The 19,728-nt window shown below is 69.1% G+C and carries 17 protein-coding genes; 5 read left to right on the top strand and 12 right to left on the bottom strand.

Features of this window, described 5'->3' with window-relative positions; translation table 11 throughout:
- Window positions 1–50: 50 nt before the first annotated feature.
- The 5 genes from purM to LX88_RS03555 all read right to left on the bottom strand — a co-directional run bounded on the left by purM (window position 51) and on the right by LX88_RS03555 (window position 4,171).
- Window positions 51–1,112 carry a phosphoribosylformylglycinamidine cyclo-ligase gene (gene purM / locus LX88_RS03535; RefSeq protein ID WP_258946404.1) on the bottom strand — a complete coding sequence of 354 codons (1,062 nt, stop codon included), beginning with the start codon at window positions 1,110–1,112 and terminating at the stop codon, window positions 51–53.
- A 30-nt stretch (window positions 1,113–1,142) separates the two neighbouring features.
- Window positions 1,143–2,648 (bottom strand): amidophosphoribosyltransferase, encoded by a 1,506-nt coding sequence (gene purF / locus LX88_RS03540; protein ID WP_258946405.1) that lies wholly within the window; start codon window positions 2,646–2,648, stop codon window positions 1,143–1,145.
- A 97-nt stretch (window positions 2,649–2,745) separates the two neighbouring features.
- The gene (locus LX88_RS03545) at window positions 2,746–3,108 is read right to left on the bottom strand and encodes a hypothetical protein (RefSeq protein WP_258946406.1); all 363 of its coding nucleotides are present in this window, start codon (window positions 3,106–3,108) and stop codon (window positions 2,746–2,748) included.
- Window positions 3,108–3,425: a hypothetical protein gene (locus LX88_RS03550; protein ID WP_258946407.1), complete on the bottom strand. Its 318-nt coding sequence runs from the start codon at window positions 3,423–3,425 to the stop codon at window positions 3,108–3,110. Before LX88_RS03550 ends, LX88_RS03545 begins: the two co-directional genes overlap by 1 nt.
- Window positions 3,425–4,171, bottom strand: a complete 747-nt coding sequence (locus LX88_RS03555; protein WP_258946408.1) for a maleylpyruvate isomerase N-terminal domain-containing protein — start codon at window positions 4,169–4,171, stop codon at window positions 3,425–3,427. Before LX88_RS03555 ends, LX88_RS03550 begins: the two co-directional genes overlap by 1 nt.
- Window positions 4,172–4,265: 94 nt before the next feature.
- Between LX88_RS03555 and LX88_RS03560 the strand changes: the two genes are divergently transcribed.
- Both LX88_RS03560 and LX88_RS03565 read left to right on the top strand, forming a co-directional pair.
- Window positions 4,266–4,589, top strand: a complete 324-nt coding sequence (locus LX88_RS03560) for a DUF2563 family protein (RefSeq protein ID WP_258946409.1) — start codon at window positions 4,266–4,268, stop codon at window positions 4,587–4,589.
- Window positions 4,586–6,556 (top strand): alpha/beta hydrolase, encoded by a 1,971-nt coding sequence (locus LX88_RS03565; RefSeq protein WP_258946410.1) that lies wholly within the window; start codon window positions 4,586–4,588, stop codon window positions 6,554–6,556. Before LX88_RS03560 ends, LX88_RS03565 begins: the two co-directional genes overlap by 4 nt.
- Here the strand turns inward: LX88_RS03565 and LX88_RS03570 are convergent.
- Window positions 6,553–6,900 carry a sterol carrier family protein gene (locus tag LX88_RS03570; protein ID WP_307789764.1) on the bottom strand — a complete coding sequence of 116 codons (348 nt, stop codon included), beginning with the start codon at window positions 6,898–6,900 and terminating at the stop codon, window positions 6,553–6,555. The two genes, LX88_RS03565 and LX88_RS03570, sit on opposite strands and share 4 nt — an antisense overlap.
- Before the next feature lie 90 nt (window positions 6,901–6,990).
- Between LX88_RS03570 and LX88_RS03575 the strand changes: the two genes are divergently transcribed.
- Complete coding sequence (locus tag LX88_RS03575) at window positions 6,991–8,523, top strand: type VII secretion protein EccC (RefSeq protein ID WP_258946412.1); 1,533 nt, start codon at window positions 6,991–6,993, stop codon at window positions 8,521–8,523.
- Window positions 8,520–10,220, top strand: coding sequence for a hypothetical protein (locus LX88_RS03580; protein WP_258946413.1), 1,701 nt, complete (start codon window positions 8,520–8,522; stop codon window positions 10,218–10,220). Before LX88_RS03575 ends, LX88_RS03580 begins: the two co-directional genes overlap by 4 nt.
- Here the strand turns inward: LX88_RS03580 and LX88_RS03585 are convergent.
- The 5 genes from LX88_RS03585 to LX88_RS03605 all read right to left on the bottom strand — a co-directional run bounded on the left by LX88_RS03585 (window position 10,215) and on the right by LX88_RS03605 (window position 15,132).
- Window positions 10,215–11,858 carry a glycosyl hydrolase family 28-related protein gene (locus LX88_RS03585; protein ID WP_258946414.1) on the bottom strand — a complete coding sequence of 548 codons (1,644 nt, stop codon included), beginning with the start codon at window positions 11,856–11,858 and terminating at the stop codon, window positions 10,215–10,217. The two genes, LX88_RS03580 and LX88_RS03585, sit on opposite strands and share 6 nt — an antisense overlap.
- A 56-nt stretch (window positions 11,859–11,914) precedes the next feature.
- Window positions 11,915–12,721: an ESX secretion-associated protein EspG gene (locus tag LX88_RS03590; protein ID WP_258946415.1), complete on the bottom strand. Its 807-nt coding sequence runs from the start codon at window positions 12,719–12,721 to the stop codon at window positions 11,915–11,917.
- On the bottom strand, window positions 12,718–14,022 hold the full coding sequence (locus LX88_RS03595) for a hypothetical protein (RefSeq protein WP_258946416.1): 1,305 nt from the start codon (window positions 14,020–14,022) through the stop codon (window positions 12,718–12,720). Before LX88_RS03595 ends, LX88_RS03590 begins: the two co-directional genes overlap by 4 nt.
- A 15-nt stretch (window positions 14,023–14,037) precedes the next feature.
- Window positions 14,038–14,412, bottom strand: coding sequence for a transcriptional regulator (locus LX88_RS03600; protein WP_258946417.1), 375 nt, complete (start codon window positions 14,410–14,412; stop codon window positions 14,038–14,040).
- Window positions 14,413–14,535: 123 nt separating this feature from the next.
- Complete coding sequence (locus tag LX88_RS03605) at window positions 14,536–15,132, bottom strand: DUF3558 domain-containing protein (RefSeq protein ID WP_258946418.1); 597 nt, start codon at window positions 15,130–15,132, stop codon at window positions 14,536–14,538.
- A gap of 150 nt (window positions 15,133–15,282) precedes the next feature.
- On the opposite strand from LX88_RS03605, the gene LX88_RS03610 reads away from it, so the two are divergent.
- Window positions 15,283–17,922: a glycosyl hydrolase 2 galactose-binding domain-containing protein gene (locus LX88_RS03610; RefSeq protein ID WP_258946419.1), complete on the top strand. Its 2,640-nt coding sequence runs from the start codon at window positions 15,283–15,285 to the stop codon at window positions 17,920–17,922.
- Here LX88_RS03610 and LX88_RS03615 read toward each other — a convergent pair.
- Window positions 17,919–19,715 (bottom strand): glycoside hydrolase family 15 protein, encoded by a 1,797-nt coding sequence (locus tag LX88_RS03615; protein WP_258946420.1) that lies wholly within the window; start codon window positions 19,713–19,715, stop codon window positions 17,919–17,921. The genes LX88_RS03610 and LX88_RS03615 overlap by 4 nt on opposite strands.
- Window positions 19,716–19,728 lie beyond the last annotated feature (13 nt).

Below are 19,728 nucleotides of genomic sequence, written 5' to 3' on the forward strand. Positions count from 1 at the left end.
CCCCTCCTCGGTCGCCGCTTAGTACGCGGCGACCTCGTCGGGAGGTTGCCTCAGAAACGCGGGTGGTCTCCGACGAGCTTGGCGCCGCCCTCTTCGGACTTGGTGATCTCACCGAGCACCCACGCCGGCACGTGGCGCGCGGTGAGGACGGCCAGCGCGCGGTCGACGTCCTCGGGCGCGACGACGGCGACCATGCCGACGCCCATGTTGAACGCCTTCTCCATCTCCTCGCGCTCCACGCGGCCGCGCTGGGCGATGAGCTGGAACACAGGCGCGGGCGTCCAGGTGCCGCGGTCGAGCGTCGCGTGCAGGCCCTCCGGCAGCACGCGGGCCAGGTTCGCGGCCAGGCCACCACCGGTGACGTGGGAGAAGCAGCGGACCTCGGTCTCGGCGATCAGCGCCAGGCAGTCCTTGGCGTAGATCTTGGTCGGCTCCAGCATCTCCTCGCCGAGGGTGCGGCCGAACTCCTCGACGTGGCCCTCCAGCGGCATCCGCGCGATCTCCAGCAGCACGTGCCTGGCGAGCGAGTAGCCGTTGGAGTGCAGGCCGGACGAGCCCATCGCGATCACGACGTCGCCGTCGCGGACGCGGTCGGGGCCGAGCAGCTTGGAGTGCTCGACCACGCCGACGCCGGTGCCGGAGACGTCGTAGTCGTCGTCGCCCATCAGACCGGGGTGCTCCGCCGTCTCGCCGCCGAGCAGCGCGCACCCGGCCTGGACACAGCCTTCGGCGATGCCCTTGACCAGCGCCGCGATCTTGTCGGGGACGACCTTGCCGACCGCGATGTAGTCCTGCACGAACAGCGGCTCGGCACCGCAGACGACCAGGTCGTCCACGATCATGGCGACCAGGTCGATGCCGATGGTGTCGTGCTTGTCGAGCGCCTGCGCGATCGCGATCTTGGTGCCGACGCCGTCCGTGGAGGACGCGAGGATCGGCTCCTTCCAGCGGTCGAGCTTCAGCTGGAACAGGCCGGCGAAGCCACCGATGCCACCGAGCACCTCGGGCCGGTGCGCCTTGGCCGCCCACGGCTTGAGCTTCTCCACCGCCTCGTCACCTGCGGCGATACTGACTCCGGCGGCGGCGTAGGTGGCCTTGGCGCTGTCGGTCACGTCAACTTCTTCCACTTGGATCTGAGATGCCTATGGGCGACGCAGGGCGTCTTCGGCACCATAGCCGCTCGCCAGAACGGGAGCGGCTGAGCCCGACACGCCCTTGAGGCCCTCGAGCAGGTGCTTGCCGATGAGCGCGTCCTGCGGCAGTTCGATCGGGTACTCGCCGTCGAAGCAGGCCGAGCACAGCCGCGACTTGGGCTGTTCGGTGGCCGCGACGAGCTGCTCCAGCGACACGTACCCGAGCGAGTCGGCGCCGACCGAGCGGCGGATGCCGTCGTCGTCCAGGCCGTTCGCGATGAGCTCCGCCCGTGAGGCGAAGTCGATGCCGTAGAAGCACGGCCACTTGACGGGCGGCGACGCGATCCGCACGTGCACCTCGAGCGCACCGGCCTCGCGCAGCATGCGCACGAGCGCGCGCTGGGTGTTGCCGCGCACGATCGAGTCGTCCACGACGACCAGCCGCTTGCCGCGGATGACGTCGCGCAGCGGGTTCAGCTTCAGCCGGATGCCGAGCTGGCGGATCGTCTGCGACGGCTGGATGAACGTCCGGCCGACGTAGGCGTTCTTGACCAGGCCCGACCCGTACGGGATGCCGCTGGCCTGCGCGTAGCCGATGGCGGCAGGGGTGCCGGACTCCGGCACCGGGATCACCAGGTCGGCCTCGACCGGGTGCTCCTTGGCCAGCCGACGGCCGATCTCGACGCGCGTCGCGTGGACGCCGCGCCCGGAGATCGTCGTGTCCGGCCGGGCCAGGTAGACGTACTCGAAGATGCAGCCCTTGGGCTCGGGGGTCGCGAAGCGGGTGGACCGCAGCCCGTCGCCGTCGATCGCGATCAGCTCACCGGGCTCGACCTCGCGCACGAAGCTCGCGCCGACGATGTCGAGCGCCGCGGTCTCGCTCGCCACGACCCAGCCGCGTTCCAACCGGCCGAGCACCAGCGGGCGCACGCCGTGCGGGTCACGCGCCGCGTACAGGGTGGACTCGTCGGAGAACGTGAGGCAGTACGCGCCCTTGACCGTCGGCAGCAGCTCCAGCGCGGCCTGCTCGATGCCCTTGTCGGCCGCCGCGTGGGCGAGCAGGCCGGTGAGGATGTCCGAGTCGGTCGTGGCGCCGTTGCGGCTGCTGATGCCGAGGCTCTTGGCCTTCTCCAGCAGTTCGGCGGTGTTCACCAGGTTGCCGTTGTGGCCGAGGCTCAGCCCCGAACCGGCGGCGGTGGTGCGGAACGTGGGCTGCGCGTTCTCCCAGGTCGTGGACCCGGTGGTGGAGTAACGGCAGTGCCCGACGGCCACGTGGCCCTTGAGGCTCTGCAGGACCTGCTCGTCGAACACCTGGCTGACGAGCCCGAGGTCCTTGAAGACGACGACCTGCGCCCCGTCTCCGACCGAGATGCCCGCGGCCTCCTGGCCGCGGTGCTGCAGGGCGTAGAGCCCGTAGTAGGTCATCTTGGAGACGTCTTCACCCGGAGCCCAGACGCCGAAGACGCCGCACTCCTCACGGGGTTCCTGTTCGGACTGGGAATGGTCTTCGACCACCGAATTGGCTCCCTAACGATGGGGCTGGCTTCACCCCGAGTGTAAGTGGAGCAGGGGGCCAACTACCCCCTCCAGACCCCTGGTGAGGTGATGAAACTCATGCCATCCGGCACTTCGAGAGCTGCAGCGGGATGCCGTTGAGGTACTCGAAGCCCTCGGACTGTTCCCTGCCCACGCAGATGATCTCGTCGCCGACGGCCACCTGGTCGCGCACCTTCGACTCGTCCTCGAAGTCGTCCGGCTCCACGAAGGCACCCTTGAAGGAGTTCTTGCCGGGTGCGCCGGCGGGCAGATCACCCACGACGTCGAGGTAGACGCGGGTGGCGCAGAGGACGTCGCTGTAGCCGTCGTAACAGGTGTTGATGCTGGTGACCTCGAAACGGATCTCGCCTTCCCAGCGGCCGAGCCCGCAGCCGGCCAGCACCAGACAGGCCGCGAGCGCCGAGATGATCTTGCGCATCAAGCCTTTTTGCAGTTCTTGAGGTGCGTCACGACGTTCGAGTTCCCGAACGCGTTGCCCTTCTCCTGCTCGACTGAGCAGAGGACCTCATCGCCAACCTCAGCACCTTTGATCAGGTTCGTCTGCATGAGCTGGCTCTTCAACTTCCCAGGTTCCAGCGAACCCTTGGGCGCGTCGCCCACCAACTCGAGATCGAAGTACTCGGTCGGGGTTTTGTTGTTCACCGAGAGGATCTTGTATCGAAGGTCCTGTTGCCAGTTCGCCGCACATCCGGTGAGCAGCAGGCAGCCGAGCAACACCGCAGCGAGCTTGCGCATCAGTGCCCCCGTCCGACCTGGAGGACGTCCAGCACGCGCCGGTCGCCGGTCATCTCCTTGAAGTTCATGCGGTTCCAGAGCCAGAAGTAGACGATCTCGGCCTCGCCGGTCACCTGCGCATCGCCCTCTTCACCAGGGGCCGCGGCGCGGAGTTCGGGCACCTCACCCACCGTCAGGGAGATCAGCCACGACTCCGGCACGTCCGTGGGACGCACCAGCGCGGTGCCGGTCACCGTGCTCGGCACGTCGCCGTCGAGATTGGCCGCGACGATCGTGCTCAGCACCTCGTCGATGCCGTCGGCGCAGAGGTCGGCGTCCGTGGCGACGACCTGGCGGACGACCGTCTGCGCGTCGAACCGGCGCAGCACCGTCTCGTGCGCGATCCGGCGGTGCCACACCCACGCCAGGTCGGGCGCGGACGGCGAGAACGTCCACACCGGGCGGTTTCCCGGCACGGCGGTGAGGATCTCCGCAGCCGCGGTCAGCTGCAGGTCGAGGTACTGCAGCGGCGACAGCCCGGCAGGCGGGGGCGTCGGCCGCATCGCGGTGCGGCTGCCGGTGCGCAGGTACTCGGTGGAGGTTTCCAGGAAGCGCGCGAGGTGGATCACCAGGTCCTGGACGGTCCAGCCGGGCCGGGTCGGCACCTCGGCCGCCGGGTCCGCGTCCACCACTGCCTTGCGGAACAACTCGGCCTGCTCGATGAACACAGCGGTCCACCGTTGGGCCGTCCACCCTGTCTGCACCATGAACGACATCGTGCCCGAAACGGTCCATCGACGAGAGTGGAACCGGCCATCATGTATCTGCGTCGCATTGATCGGTGACCAACAGGGGGTGGCGATGTTCGGCGTTGAGCCAGAGCTGCTGCGCAACGCGTCCAAGGAGTTCGGCAACGGCTCCGACGCGGTGCGCGAGGCGGCGGAGATGATCTCGATGCTCAGGCTCGACGCGGGTGCGTTCGGCGAGGTCGACGCCGCCGCGGAGTTCGCGGACGCGCTGTCGGAGTTCGTCGGCACGCACTCCCAGGACCTCCAGCGCGGGTCCTCCTGGTACACCGACGCGGCAGAGGGTCTCGTGTCGAACGCCGAGTCCTACCAGCGCACGGACGAGGACCACGCGTCCGCGCTGAAGAAGCTCATCGCGGGATTGGGGGGCGGTCAGTGAGCTACACGGATCCCGAGAGCCTGTACGGCAGGCTCGCGTCCGGTGATGTCGGCCGGATCGCTGCCGCCGCAGACCCGATCACAGGTGCGATCAGCGCGGTCGGCCGGGCGGGCGAGTTCGTCACGAACGGTGGCAAGACCGCCGTCAGCGACTGGACCGGTGACGCCGCGACGAAGTTCACCGCGCGCGCCCAGTTGTCCGCCACCGCCGCCAAGGCCGCTGCCGAACGGCTCGGCGCGGGCGTCGACATCGTCCAGGCCGCTTCGCGTGCCTATGGCCAGATGCGTGGCGCCGCAGACCAGGCGATCGGCGTGTGGCGCGGCCGTCCGCCGGGCATGGACGAGGCGCAGACCCGTCAGCTCGCCAACCAGGTCAACGAGCACCTGGACAAGGTGAAGTCGGGCTACAACAACGTTCTGCGCTCCTACGCGAGTGCGCTCACCAAGATCCCGCCAGGCTTCGAGGAGTCCGCGCGCACCGACGGCGGCTGGAGCCGTGCCGCCCAGGGTGGAGGAGCGGGCGGCGCGCTGCCGCCGGTGCCGCCGCCGGGTTCCGATCCGAAGGCCGTCGCCGACTGGTGGAAGTCGCTCAGCAAGGAACAGCAGGACGCGCTCAAGAACACCAAGTACCAGGAGCTCGGCCAGCTCCGCGGACTGCCCGCCGACGTGCTGGACGCCGCGAACCGCAAGCGGATCCCTGAGGATGTGGCCAGGTACAACGCGGAGAAGGACCAGCTCAAGCAGCAGCTCGCCGACCGTGCTCGCGAACTCGGTGTCGATCCGAACTCCTCAGAGGGCCAGCGCGCTCTGCGCAACGATGCCCAGGGCTCGCAGCTGATGTCGCAGTACGACGAAGCGGCACGACGCGCGAAGAACTCGGAGGATGCGAACGGCTCGCTACGGGAGGCCGACAACCTGGCCATGGAGAGCGGCAAGCAGGCGTACGTCCTCGCGTGGAGCCCTGACGGCGCCGGCGCCAAGGAGGGCGCGATCGCGGTCGCGTTCGGCAACCCGGACACCGCCAAGAACGTCGCGGTCTGCGTGCCCGGCACCACGTCCACGCTCAGCAGCTTCGGCCTCGACCAGGCCTCGGCTCTCAGCGAGAAGATGGGTCCGGACGGCGCCGCGATCCAGTGGCTCGGCTACGACGCGCCGGAGTTCCTGCCAGGCCAGGTGAACGACCCGCAGCAGGCGATCGAGGGCGGTCAGATCCTGGCGAAGGACGTCGAGGGCTACCGCACCACCAACCCGAACGCCCACGTCACGGTGATCGGCCACAGCTACGGCAGCACGGTCGTCGGCTACTCCGCCATGGACAACGGCCTGAAGGCGGACGACATCGTGTTCGTCGGCTCGCCGGGTGTCGGCGCGTCCAACGTCGACCAGCTGTCAGCGGGGAGCGGGCACGTCTACGTCGGTGGCACGGAACACGACCCGGTCATCCAGGCGACGAGCGGCGACTGGTTCACCAAGGACGGGTCGTCGACCGGTCCCTACGACTCCTCGTTCGGCGCGAAGACGTTCGGCACCTCCGGCGAGGCCTGGATCGGACACGCCCACTCTTCTTACTACGACAAGGACTCCGAGTCGCTCGGCAACCTGGCCAGGATCGCCAATGGCGACGGCGGCAGCGTCACCGAGCAGCGCTGGCAGGACGCACCCACGCCGCGTGAGGTGCCCGGTTCGGACATCCCCGGTTTCGGGCCGGTCATCGACTGGGGCGTCAACACCGGCAAGGAGGTCGTCGACATGGGCGAGGACGTCTGGCGCGGTGGCGGTCAGGTCGTGGACGACATCTCGAACGGCCGCTGGGGCGACGCGGCCGGGCACGCGGTGGACACCGTCGGCGAGGTCGCGAGCGACGCCGGTGACGTCGTGGTCGACACGATCGGCAACGCGGTGGAGCTCGGGCGCGACGTCGTCGACGGCGTCGGCGGCGCGGTGAAGACGATCGGGTCTTGGTTCTAGAACCTGACGACCGGCAGCAGGGGTGAGAGGTCGGCCCGGGTCCCGGAGGCGGTGACCCGGGCACCGTCCAGCGCGTCGGTCCAGGCGAGCGCGCCGGTGGCCAGTTCGAGCCACGTGCGGGCGTCCGTCTCCACCACGTTCGGGGGCGTGCCACGGGTGTGGCGCGGACCTTCGACGCACTGCACGGCCGCGAACGGGGGAACGCGCACCTCGACGCTGCGGCCGGGCGCGATCTGTTCGAGCGTGCGCAGGCTCAGCCGGACGGCGGCGGCGAGCGCGGGACGTTCTGGCTGGTCAGCCTCACCTCGCAGCCACGGGAGCACGGCCTGCACCGCGGCTCGCATCTCGGCTGGGTCGACGGCTTTGGCTGGCACGCCGCCCACATTAGCGAAGGGGCAGTGGCGCTCCCCAGGCTGTTGGTATACCTCTGGGCTGTGATCAGGAACTTCGCCGTCGTCGGTCCCGGGCAGTCGACCAGGGAGCGGCTGACGGCGGCGCTGGCGGCGGCACCGAACATCTCGACCTACCGGATCGGGCGGGGCGCGGACCCGTTGCCCGTCTCGGCCACCTTCGACCCCTCCGACCAGCCCGGCTGCCGGACCCTGCTGGACTGGTTCGAACGCGGTGCGCCGTCCGGTGCGGTGCTGCTGGTGGACGACTGGGCGCTGTGCGCCGGGTACGACCCGGAAATGGCCGGCTCCGTCGAGTGGATCGCCGCCTTCGGGCCCGGCCGGGGTGTGCAGGTCGTCGTCACGGCGCGGAACTGGGCGGACGTGCCCGGCCGGCTGCGGCGGCACCTGCACGGTGAGGCCGCGGACTTCCTCGGCCTGCACGAGATCGAGCCCGACCTGAGCAACAAGTACCAGCGCGACGACCTGAAGGCCGCCGTCGGTTCCAGCGCACGTGGGTGGCCCGTCTACCTCGACGTCGACAGCCCCGTCAGCGTCTGCGCGGGTCCGGCCGCGGAACGCGAGCAGAAGCTCCTGAGCGCGTTGCTGGGCCTCATGATCACGCACTCGTCGAAGGATCTGAACTTCGGTCTGTTCGACATGAAGAACGTCGGTGTGTTCGACGGCCTGGACGCGGCGCCGCACGTGGCGTTCACGCTCACCGGTGAAACCGACGACGAGACGCTCGAGCGGTTCTGCGTCGGCCTCGCCGGCGAACTCGACCGCCGGCAGCGGCTCGCCCGGTCAGGCGATTCGTTTCCGGCCCTGGTGATCTGCGCCGACAGCGCCGAGGTGCTCGTCGACCGGGTCCCTGGTTACGAGCGCGTCCTGGACGCTTTCGCCCGTGCCGACCGTGAACTCGGCGTGTACCTGCTCTACTCCGGCGACGTGGTCTCCCTGCCGTCCGAGGTCCCCGCCTGGCCGGCCGCGACGCCGCCGTACGACCTGGAGGAGTGGGCGGAACTGCTGCCGGACATGCTGATCGGGTCCGCTCCGCCCGCCCACGTGCTCGCGCTGCCGCCACAACGCCAGAGCCACGCGGACGTGACGCTGAAGATGGTGCCGCCACAGCGCCAGAGCCAGCCGGACCTCACGCTGCAGATGCTGCCGCCCGGTGCCATCGGCCTGGTGAACGCCCCGTTCGCACAACGGCGTGACGTGCTGGTGCCGGCGTTCACCGAGGAACTCCGCCACGGCGCCATCGTCGGCAAACCGGGCACCGGCAAGAGCACCACACTGCGCACCCTCGCCGGCGTGCTCGGTGATCCGGGCCGCTACCAGCTCCTCGACGGCCCCGGCGAGCCGCTCGACCCGCAACGCCACATCGTGGTGACCGCCCGCACGTGGGACCAGGTGCCGCCGTTCATCAGGAACAGCCTGGCGTTCGCCGTCGAGTTCCGCCTGGACGACCCGGCCACCTCGCTCGTCGACCCCGCTCAGGCCGCCCGCGTGCCGGACCGGCCGGGCTTCGGCCTCTCCCTGCCGCACCGCCTCCCCGCACAGATCGCACTCCCGTGAACCACCTCGCCCTCATCGGGCCGCCTGACCTCGTCACGCGCCGAATCGCCGCGCTGCAAGGGATCTACCGCATCGGGCGGGGTGAGGCGGCCGGGGTCGCGGTGAGCTTCGAACCTTCCGACGAGCGGCGGCGGCAGAACCTGCTGGCCTGGTTCGAGCGCGGGGCAGAGCCCGGTGCGACGCTGCTGGTCGACGACTGGAAGTACTGCGGTGACACCGATCCAGGGCTCGCTGACTCCGTCCGGTGGATCGCGGCGGCGGCCTGGAACGTGCGGGTGATCATCACCGCGCGCGCCGTGGACGAGCTGCCGGAGCGGCTGCCGTTGCGGGTCGAGGTCCTGGACTTCCTCTCGCTGCACGGGTTGGCGAGGTTCACCAAAGCGCTCGCGTGGAAGGGGCGGTGGTGGAAGGTCCCGGTCGGGGTCAGCGGCGGCGGCAGGCCGGTGGTCGCGGAGCTCACGCACTTCGCCGACGGGAAGTGGCGGACGGGGTCGCACCTGAGCGTCACCGCACCGGAGGCGTTCCGGAGTCTGGTGCTGGGGCTGATGACCACGCACTCGCCCAAGCTGTTCCAGGCGGTCCTCGTCGACGCGCACGACACGGACGTGTTCGCCGGGCTCGACCAGGCTCCGCACGTGCTGGCACATCATCGTGACGCGGCAAGGGATCCCGCACGGATCGCGGAGGAACTGCTGGCCGAGTCGGAACGCCGGCTCGAGGTCGTCGGCAACACCTGGACGGTCTTCGACCACCGCGGTTTCGACCAGGTGCTGCCGCAACTCCTCGTCTGCGTCAACGGTTTCGCCGAACTCGAAGCGACCGAGCTCGGTGCGGCGCTACTGGCCATCGCACAAGACGTCGGGAAGTCCGGCGTGCAGCTGTTGCTCGACAGCCCGCACGAGGTGGCGGACGTGCGGATCGACGACTGCGAGGCTCCCGCGAACCTCGACGAGGTGGCGAAGTCGTTGCCGGGTTTGATGCTCCAGGACGAGCCGGTGCCGGACTTCTTCACCCTGCACGAGATGCCGAACAAGCACGTGTGGAAGCCGCGGCCGGTCAAGCTGCAGTACCGGGTCGCCGTCGGTGTGGACGAGTACGGGCAGCGCGTCGAGATCGACCTGAAGTCCCAGCACCTCCAGGACGGGATGGGCCCGCACGGTGACGTGGTCGCGCCGGAGGAACGGCGGGCGGAAGGCATCCGTGCGCTGGTTCTCGGCCAGATGCTGCGGCACTCACCGGACGAGCTGCAGGTCGTCCTCATCGACTTCCACGGCAACGGCGTTTTCGCAGGCCTGGACGGCGCACCGCACGTGCGGCACGGCATCGTGGACCTGCTGGAGGACCACGAACAGCGCACCAGAACGCTGGCGGAGAGCCGTCAGCGGAACATCTGGGACTACCGCGCGTCGGGACTCGCGCTGCCCGAGCTGCTCATCTGTGTCGACGGCGTGCACGGGCTCCTGGAGGAACGGCCGGAGTTCGGGGAGGTCCTGCAGACCTTGGCGACGGCCGGTCGCACCTACGGCCAGCACCTGCTGCTGTCCGACACGACACCGAGCGAGCACTCGTCGTACCGGCTGGAGCTCACCGAACGGGGTTGGACGCGGCGCATCGGGAGGTCGGTGGAGAGGCTCGTGCTCCCCACCGGCCTCAACGACGTCGTGTGGTCGTTGCCGATCCAGATGGTTAGCTCATGAGCGGCGCAACTTCCGTTGTGCGTCATAGAGGTTGCGCGGGGTCACGTCGGTCGTGCCGTAGAGCTCCAGGCGGGAGTTCAGCTCGCCGGTGAAGTCCGGCTTGTCGATCTGGCCGAAGTCGCGGACCTCGGAGATCGCCACCGTGGCGCTGCAGGGCGCGACCTGGTCGATGCGGACGTTGCCGGCGCGCTGGTTGGTGACGGTGACGTTCCAGTGCGCGAAACGGGCGCCGTACAACGGGCCCGCGTTCGCGCTGCCGCCGTGCGCGCCGACGTTGTTGATGGTGATCTCGGTGCGGACGTTGGCGAACGGCAGGCCGCGGTGGGTGTCGAAGACGTCGTGGTCCATGCGGCCGCGGGTCCAGACGTTGCCGCAGGACAGGCCTTCGACGTTCAGGCCGTGGTTGCCCGCGCCCGCCTGCGACGGTTCGGACGGTGCCTCGATCACGAAGCCATCAGTCAAATTGTCGTGGGACTGCTCGCGCACCGCGTACGCGTGGTGGTGGCCGCGGCCGGACACGCGCGTGTTCAGCAGCGAGATTCCCTTGGAGGACACCAGGAGGAAGCCGTTGTCGACGTCCTGGACGTGCACGTCGTCGGCCCAGCAGTCCCACGCGCACTGGAACGCGACACCGTTGTACCCCTTGTCCAGCAGGTGCTTCGGGGTCGGCACCTTGAACATCTCGATCTTGATTCCCTCGACTCCGGCACCGGTGACGACCGGCGCCATCGTGGTCAGGCGGGCCTTCCACTCCGGACGGATCTCCAGCGGCAACGGCTGCGCGAGCTTCACCCTGTCGCCGCGCACCCACTCCACCCGCACCGGCCACAGGAACGGGAAGTACGACAGTAGCTTGTCCTTGTCGTCCCACTTGTACGAGGCGGTACCGGGAACGTCGCCGCACATGTGCCTGGGCAGCGAGTAGTTCGAGTCGTCGAGGCGCAGCAGCACGCGCTGGCCCGCCCGCAGCGAACGTCCGTTCTCGACGGTCACGACGAACGAACCCCTTGCGGCGGAACCGGTCACGGCCGTCAGCGTCGAGCCCTGCTCCAGCTCGTTGCCCGTCCAGCCCTCGAACGGCCACTTCTTCGCCTTGATCGCGTCCACCAGTGGCTGGTAGCGGTCGCGGTGGCAGACCCACACCAGACCGCCGGACCAGCTCCACGCCGAGTTCTCCGAGCCGTAACGGCTGCGGTTGATGCCGACGATCTCCTCCAGCGACCGGGGTGCGTAGAAGGTCGTCTTCGCGCTGCCCGCGCCGCGCAGCACCACGTTGTCGTAGCCGATGCGGATGATGTCGTCGATGCGGTAGCGGCCCGGCGGCACGTACACGGTGCCGCCGCCCAGCCTGCCGACGAACTCGACGGCCCTGTTGATGGCGGCGGAGGCGTCGGCCGAGCCGTCACGCCGGGCGCCGAAGAAGAGGACGTTCGCGAGCACCGGACGGCGGGCGGGCTTCTCGCCCGTCCGGTAGCCGGCGTAGGCGATGTTGGGGATCTGCGGGTGGTTGTACGGGTTGGCAACGAACTCTTGCCACAACGAGGCGGAGGACTGCGCGGCGGCAGTCCCCGTCATCGTTGACGTCCCGACCAGTGCAGCCCCTGTAGCCAGCAGGAACAGCCTTCTGTCGATGCTCATTTCGCCGTCTCCAAGGGGTCTTGGCCACGGCGGCGGTGGTCAGATCAAACCAGAGATCAGACGCCCGCGGAACGGACCGCCTCGGAGATCAGCTCGTCGACCTGGTGCATCATCCGGCGCGCGTCGGTCGGCGTGAACGTGCTCCACGGCGGCTGACCGTTCGACGCACGGCGTTGCTGCAGGTAGCGACCCTCTTCGGTGTCGAAGAACGCCACCACGCGCTCGGGACGCCAGCGCTTGCCGTACTTGTCCCGGGCGGCCGCGCCGAAGTTCCCGGTGTGCACGAGCCCGGTGAACATCTTCACCAGCGCCTTCGCGTCGTCCTCGCGCAGCCCGATGCCGCGGAACTCGGCCTCCATCGACTTCGGCGAGCCGTCGGTCCGCGCGATCGCCTTCTCGATGTCCTCGCTCGGCAGCGTCACCGAGAGACCCGTGCCGGCGGGGTGTGCGGGCAGCACCGACAGCACCGCCGAGGCGAGCCCGGAGCCCTCCCACGGCTGGAACGTCAGCTGGTCGTCGCGCAACGTCGCCAGCGCGCCCCAGTCGCCGTTCGCGACGGCGAGGACGCGCAGGCTGTGCCCGAGCCAGAGGCGGCCGTCCGCCTCCCGCTCGGGCTTCACGAACATGCGCAGGAGCCCGTCCAGTTCGGACGAGAGCGCGCGTGAGTTGCCCAGGCGCCGGTGGTCCAACTGCTGGTAGACGCGGTTCTCGAGCTGCAAGCGCTCGTCGCGCGTCTTACCTGGCGTGGGAACTTTCAGAATGAGCGGCATGGGGCCGACGTTCATGCGTTCCCACAGCACGTCGAACTCCTCGGCGGAGAGAGTGATCGGTTCTCTCTCCGCCGGAGCGCCGAACAGACTCACTCCGACAGGCCACCGATGACCGGTGGCGCGACCATGCGCTCGTCGCCGAACACGTCGTCGGTCTCGACCAGGTAGTCGGCCGCCTTGTGCTCGATGTCCTCTTCGCCTTCGCCCCGCTGGCCGTGCGCGCCGCCACCGGCACCGGCGCCGGCCGCACCGGCCTTGCCCGCGCCGGCTCCAGCGCCCGCGGCACCGCCGCGCAGCGCGTCGGGACCGGAGCCCATGCCGGACATGCCACCGGGCATCCCGCCGGGCTTCATCGCGCCGGCCTGCTGGCCGGACGAGCCGAGCGAACCGGACATCGACCCGAAGGCCTTGCCGGCTCCAGGGCCGGATCCAGGGCCGGAACCGAGCTGACCAGCGCGAGTACCGCCGGAACCACCGGGCCCACCGGGACCCTTGGTGCCGCCGGGGCCACCGGGACCGCCCGTGCCGGGCCGCGTGAACACCGGACCACCGGGGACCGGCGTCGGCGTGGGGGTCGGCGTCGGCTGCGGCAGGCTGGTGGGAGGCGGGGTGTAGGTGGGAGGCGGCGTCGTCGTCGGAGGCTGCGTCCACGACGTGTGCGTGGTGTCGGTGGGCGGCGGCGTCCAGCCGGTCGAGACCTGCTGCGTCGAGGTCTGCGTCGGCGTGCCGGTCCACGACGGGGTGGTCGTGTTGTGGCCGGTCGGCATGCCGGTGCTGGACGACGTGAAGCCGACGCGCGTGTTGCCGGTGCCCGTGTCGCCGGGAGGCGGCGTGTCGATCACGACCTGCGGCGGCGTCGGGAACTCACCGAGCGTCGAGGAGTTCCAGCGGCTGTCCGCCTGGTAGTCCTCCATGACCTTGACGGCCTGGGCGGCGGCGTTGTCCGCCGCGGCTTCCTGCCGCTCGTGGTCCTGCTGCTGGCCGATGACGTGCGCCATGCCGAGCGGACCGGTCAGCGCGCCACCGGCGTAGTCGAGGAAGCCGGGCTTCTCGGTCGTGACGGGGACGACCTCGGGCATCTTCTTGCGCGCCTCGGCGATGTACTCGCCCTGCAGGCGCGCGGAGCTCTCCATGGTCGTCGCGCCGGTCTCGGCGAACCCGGCCCACTGGGCCAGCGGCGACAGCGCGCCCTGGGCGGTGTCGGCGGCGTCGGACTCCCAGCCCGCACCCATCTTGGTCAGACCGGTGTGCAGGTCGGCGTCGATCTGGGCGAGCGTCGCGGCGATCTGCTTCCAGCCCTGTTCGACCGGGATGGAGGCGGCGACGCCGGGACCGGAGTTGATCATCTTGTACAGCTCGGGGTGTGCGTACCCCTGGTAGCGGTGGTCGGTCATCGGTCAGTCCCCCTCTCAGCCCTGGTCTCGAAGGCGCGTGCCCCACATGGCGGCGTTGTCGCCCTCGGTCATGCGGTACTGCTCCTCGATCATCCTGAGCTGGTCGATGACGCCGATGAGCTGCTTCTTGTAGGACTTCAGCGCAGCGAGCGCCTTGTCGGAGGTCTGCTCGTTGAACGCCTTCGAGGTCTCACTGGAGATCGGGTCCTGCGCCCACGGTTTGGTGGGCAGTGCGTACACGGCCTGCTCGATCTTCTCGTCGAACTCCGCCAGAGCCTTCTCGAAGGCCTTCCTCGCCTGTGGAATGGCGGACGGGTCCACCTTCAGCTTGCGCTGCCCGAACTCCGGGGGCGACGAGACGCCTCCACCTCCACCATCCGCGAGAAACACGGCACACCCTCCTCAGTACGGCCCTCGGGTAACGGGCCATGTGTGCATTTGGGACGACTTTAGCTCTGATGCATTACGCGAGTGACCGGTTCCCGGCACAAGGCGGGTAGTTCTACTCAACTGTCACTTGGTCGCCAGCACGGCACCGGCAGCCGCTGCGACCGCCTTGGCGCGCTCACACGCACCGTCCAGGGTCGCGCTCTCTTCTCCGAGCCCTCCGAAGGCGTCTACCAGCAACAACTGGCCGTCGTTGGCATCGATGTAGATCTCGCAGGCGCCGACCGACCCAGGTGACTCCCTCTGGGTGAGGTAGGCGGGATAGCCCGCTACCTGCAGGGAGGTGAGCTTGGACTCACCGACCGTCCTCTTCAGCCGATCCACACCGCCGTTGACCAGGGTGTGGATGTTGCCGAGGTACTTGCGGTCCTCAAAGGTCTCGGTGCACCGCTTGCTCCCCTCCCCGTAATCGGGCAGCGGGGTACCCGTGTTGAGAGTCTTCAAACCCAGAGCGCTCTTCTGCTCCGGCGTGATCAGCGAGCAGGGCTCGACGGTCTTCAGATCGACGGCTTTGGGCCTGTTCACCGGGGCCGCGGTACCGGTCGAAGTTCCGGTCGTCGGAGCGGAGCCCGTCTCATCACTCGCGGAGGGCTTGCCCGGCTCGGTCGTTGAACACCCGGCCAGGACCACTGCCAGCAAGAACGGGATGGCGAGTCGACGCATGGCGGCCAACGTATCGGATCACCGGGCACGCAGGGTGGCGTACGGCGTGGTCCGCGTCACCCGTTGAGCGCATTGCCGGACATCCCACAAAAAGGAAACCTTCTTTACGATACCCCGAAGCGCCGCCGCCCCGATGCGTCGAGGAGCGACATGCTGCGCAACCGACCACTACCGGCCCTGGTCGTGGCGGCGGTGGGTCTGGCTTTGCTCGTGCCAGGCACCTCAGCCAACGCGGGCCCCGTGCCCGGCACGGGAACGGCGCTCACCGTGGCCGCCGCCCCCGGACAGACCTCCACGATCCCCGACTGGCGCATGCAGACCAGCACCACCGCCACGCAGGCCGGCAGCGTGATCTCCGGGACCGGCTACTCCGACGCGGGGTGGCTGACCGTGCCCGCGCGGTCGACGGTGATGGCCGGCCTGATCGCGAACGGCAGGTACGGGGACGTCAACTACTCGGAGAACCTGAAGAAGGCCGACCCCGGTGACTTCAAGGTGCCGTGGTGGTACCGCAAGGTCTTCCAGGCCGACCCGCAGCCGGGCGTGAACACGTTCCTCAAGCTCAACGGCGGCGTGATCTCCCGCGGCGAGGTGTGGCTGAACGGCACGAAGGTCGCCGGCACGGACACCGTGGTCGGCGCCTACCCGACGTTCGAGTTCAACGTCACCAGCCTGCTGCGCAAGGGCGGCAACGCGCTCGCCGTCAAGGCGTCGCCGTCCGATCCCGCCAAGGACCTGGTGATCCACTTCATCGACTGGGCGCAGCTCCCGCCCGACCGCAACCAGGGCCTGTTCCGCGACGTCGACATCGCGCAGAGCGGCGCGGTCTCGGTGCGCGGCCTGCACGTCCTGTCCGACCTGCCGTTGCCGGACCTGAACACCGCCACGGTCACGGTGAAGGCCGACGTGCGCAACAACACCGGCAACGCGGTCACCACGACCGTCTCCGGCAGCGCCGCCGGCCAGAACTACAGCCAGAACGTCAGCCTGGCCGCGAACGAGACCAAGACCGTCACGTTCACGCTCACCGTCACCGGCCCGCAGATCTGGTGGCCGTACCAGATGGGCGCGCAGCCGCTGCACGACGCGACGGCGACCGCGACCGTGGCGGGCGCGAAGTCGGACGAGCAGAGGACGACGTTCGGCATCCGCGAGGTCACCTCGAAGATGGTCAGCGGCAACCTCCAGTACCAGATCAACGGCAAGCCGATCCTGATCCGCGGCGGCGGCTGGGCGTCGGACCTCTTCCTGCGCACGAACGTGCAGAAGATCGCCGACGAGATGCTGCTGACGAAGTCCATGGGCCTCAACACGATCCGCCTTGAAGGCAAGCCCGAGAACGACGAGATCTACGACATGGCCGACCGCATGGGCATCCTGCTGATGACCGGCTGGGAGTGCTGCTCGAAGTGGCAGAACACCGGCGGGTTCAGCGCGGAGGACAAGAGGGTCGCCGGTGCGTCCGCCGAGGGCGAGGCCAAGCGGATCCGCAACCACCCCAGCGTGTTCACGTTCCTGATCGGCTCGGACGAGGCCCCCGTGGCCGACGTCGAGAAGATCTACCTGGACGCTCTGAAGCGCGCCGACTGGCAGACGCCGATCGTCACCGCGGCCGCACGCCGCAGCTCCCCGCAGCTCGGTGACTCGGGCATGAAGATGGACGGCCCGTACTGGTGGGAGCCGCCGGTCTATTGGTACAACAACCAAAAGGGCGGTAGCGCTGGCTTCGCGTCCGAGATCGGCCCTGGACTCGCCATCCCGGAGATGGACGAGCTCAAGAAGTTCATGAGCCAGGCCGAGATCAACAAGCTGACGGACTACAACGCGACGCAGTACCACCTGTCCCCGTCGGCCAACTTCAGCAAGATCGGCTTCTGGGGCACGGCGCTCGACAACCGCTACGGCAAGCCGTCCACCGTCGACGACTTCGTCAAGAAGGCGCAGCTGCAGCAGTACGAGACGAACCGCGCGCAGTTCGAGGCGTTCGGCCGCGACTTCTCCGACACCGGCGCGAACCAGGCGCAGGGCCTCATCTACTGGATGCAGAACGACCCGTGGCCCAAGCTCTTCTGGCACCTCTACAACTACAACCTCGCGACCGCGGGGTCGTACTTCGGCGCCAAGACGGCCAACAAGGCGTTGCACGCGCAGTACTCCTACGACGACAAGTCGCTCGCCGTGGTGAACATGGGCCTCGAAGCCAAGCAGGGCCTGAGCCTGCAGGTGACGGTCTTCAACTCCGACGGCACGCAGAAGGCCAACGAGACGCGTCCGGTTCCGGCCAAGGCCAACGGTTCCGTGCGCGTCGGCACCCTGCCGCAGCCGTCCGGCCTGACGCCCGCGTACTTCGTGCGGCTGCTGCTGAAGGACTCCACCGGCAAGGAGGTCGACCGCAACGTCTACTGGCTGTCCACCAAGGCGGACACGCTGAACTACAACGCCGGCGACTGGTGGTACACGCCGCAGGCCCAGTACACGGACCTGAAGTCATTGAGCTCGCTGAAGGCCGGTCAGGTGTCGGTGACTTCCACGACGACGCCGGGCACGGGCGGCAGGCAGTCCACGAGCGTGACCGTGAAGAACACCGGTACTTCCGTGGCGTTCTTCATGCGGGCGTCGCTGCGCAAGGGTCAGGGCGGCGCCGAGGTGCTGCCGGTCGACTGGAGCGACAACTACATCACGCTGTTCCCCGGTGAGAGCCAGACGATCCGGGGCGAGTACCGGACGTCCGACCTGGGTGGCGCTCAGCCGGTCGTCCAGCTCTCCGGGCACAACGTGAGCAGGCGCTAGCTCTTGTAGCGGTTCACGACGACGGCGGGTCGTTCCACGGGACGGCCCGCGTCGAGTGACCACGCCAGCCGCACGTACTGCGCGTGCGTCCAGGCGAGTGGGGTGGCCGAGCCGGTTCCCCGGCCGTTCCACACCTGTTCGGGCAGCATCAGGCCGCTGTTGGCGGTCGCGGCGATCTCGCGCAGACGCTGGGCGGCAGCGGCCTTGTCGCCGGCGAGCAGTTCGTACTCACCGCGTTCGCCGCTGAGCAACGGCCAAAGCCTGCCGTAGGTGCGCGTCGGCGTCGGCCAGTTGATGCCCCACGGCCTGCCGTCCGCGGTCTCGCCGTAGCCGTCCTGCGTGAACCGGTGCCAGTAGCCCTGCTCCTTCAGCTGCTGGTCGACCACTCGCACGGTGTTGCGGATGACCGGGTCGTCCGCGCGCTTCACGCCGAGCCGCACCAGTTCGAGGAAGCTCGGGTCGACGACGGCGCGCTGGTCGATGTCGGTGGGGTTGTTGTCGCCGAGGTTGTACTTCGTGCCCTGGTCCGGCTGCCCGTCCTTCGTCAGTCGCAGGTAGTAGGGCTTCGGCGAGTACGGGCCGGTGCTCGTCGCGGTCCAGCCCTCCACCTTCCGCTGCCACTCGTCGGCGGCCTTCAGGTACCGGTCGGCGTTCTCCCCGTTGCGCTGCAGCAGGTCCGCGAAGCACACCAGGCCGGCGACGACCGAGGCGATGGTGGCGGGCGAGTAGCCGTCCTGGTTCTCCCACCGCTCCTGCTCGCTGAACGGCGAGTTCGGGTAGCTCAGCAGGTAGTCGGCCGAGCGGCGCAGCGCGTCCATTGTGGACTTGTCAGCGCGGCTCAGGTGCCAGGCGAGCAGGAGCGGTGCCGCGGTCTGGTCGAGCTGGACCTTGGTCCACACCGGGGTGCCGTCGACGCGCGTGTTCTGCGGCAGGTGGCCGTCCGGTTCCTGCTGTTCGCGCAGCATGAAGTCCAGCGAACGTTCGGCGAACCCGCGGTCGCCGGCGGCGACCATGGCCGTGGACACGTGGTAGAGGTCGCGCGGCCAGACCAGTGCGTACGGACCGAGTTCCGGTGCCAGTTCCCGGTCGAACCCGAAGGCCCACGGGAAGCTCGGCGACGCGATCGACGCGCCGGGGTGGGTCTTGTCCTCGGTCGCCGCCAGCATCATGACGGACATGTCGTAGAGCCGCCGGTCCGCGGACTTCGGGCGCTTCAACCCGTCGAGGTAGGTGTGCCAGCCCCGCGCGTACTCCTTCGCGCTGGCACGGAATCCCCGGTCCAGCGCGGCCTGGGCGACACCCTCTCCGAGGCCGACCGCGAACGTGCCGTGGGCGCGGCGCACCGGCTCGGTGGGCAGGGTGGTCCTGACCTCGCTGGAACCCTTCATCGGCACGTGCTCGACCGAGAGCCGGACCGGGCGCTGCGCCGTGACCGTCACGTCCGCGAGCACGGCCGCGCGCTGCGGGTCCGTGACGTAGGTGATCTCGGCACGCCAGCCGTCACCGCGCAGGTGCTGCCGGAAGGTGAGCGACCTGTCGTCGGCGGGCTCGGTGTGCGCCTGACCGGGCTTTCCGTCGACCAGCAGCCGCGTCTCGTGGGTCGCGGGAGTGCTGAGGTCGGGGAAGAAGATCTCGGACAGACCCTGGTGGCCGAGGGTGAACCACACCGGGCTGGCAGCGGATCTGGCCGTGCCGAACGCCTGTTTGTCCGCGGGCAGGGGGACCACTTCGGCCGCACGGGCGACCGGGGCTGACATGACCAGCAGGAGGACGACCAGGGCCAATGACTTCATGCCCTGGGGTGTT

Source organism: Lentzea californiensis (assembly GCF_024648825.1).
In the GTDB taxonomy this organism is placed as follows: domain Bacteria; phylum Actinomycetota; class Actinomycetes; order Mycobacteriales; family Pseudonocardiaceae; genus Lentzea; species Lentzea californiensis.

Excerpts from the sequence above, each read along its gene's own strand:
- LX88_RS03615 (WP_258946420.1), bottom strand. The coding sequence starts at position 19,715 with ATGAAGTCATTGGCCCTGGTCGTCCTCCTGCTGGTCATGTCAGCCCCG.
- LX88_RS03595 (WP_258946416.1), bottom strand. The coding sequence starts at position 14,022 with ATGACCGACCACCGCTACCAGGGGTACGCACACCCCGAGCTGTACAAG.
- LX88_RS03610 (WP_258946419.1), top strand. The coding sequence starts at position 15,283 with ATGCTGCGCAACCGACCACTACCGGCCCTGGTCGTGGCGGCGGTGGGT.
- LX88_RS03585 (WP_258946414.1), bottom strand. The coding sequence starts at position 11,858 with ATGAGCATCGACAGAAGGCTGTTCCTGCTGGCTACAGGGGCTGCACTG.
- LX88_RS03555 (WP_258946408.1), bottom strand. The coding sequence starts at position 4,171 with ATGGTGCAGACAGGGTGGACGGCCCAACGGTGGACCGCTGTGTTCATC.
- LX88_RS03560 (WP_258946409.1), top strand. The coding sequence starts at position 4,266 with ATGTTCGGCGTTGAGCCAGAGCTGCTGCGCAACGCGTCCAAGGAGTTC.
- LX88_RS03545 (WP_258946406.1), bottom strand. The coding sequence starts at position 3,108 with ATGCGCAAGATCATCTCGGCGCTCGCGGCCTGTCTGGTGCTGGCCGGC.
- LX88_RS03605 (WP_258946418.1), bottom strand. The coding sequence starts at position 15,132 with ATGCGTCGACTCGCCATCCCGTTCTTGCTGGCAGTGGTCCTGGCCGGG.
- LX88_RS03570 (WP_307789764.1), bottom strand. The coding sequence starts at position 6,900 with ATGCGAGCCGCGGTGCAGGCCGTGCTCCCGTGGCTGCGAGGTGAGGCT.
- LX88_RS03550 (WP_258946407.1), bottom strand. The coding sequence starts at position 3,425 with ATGCGCAAGCTCGCTGCGGTGTTGCTCGGCTGCCTGCTGCTCACCGGA.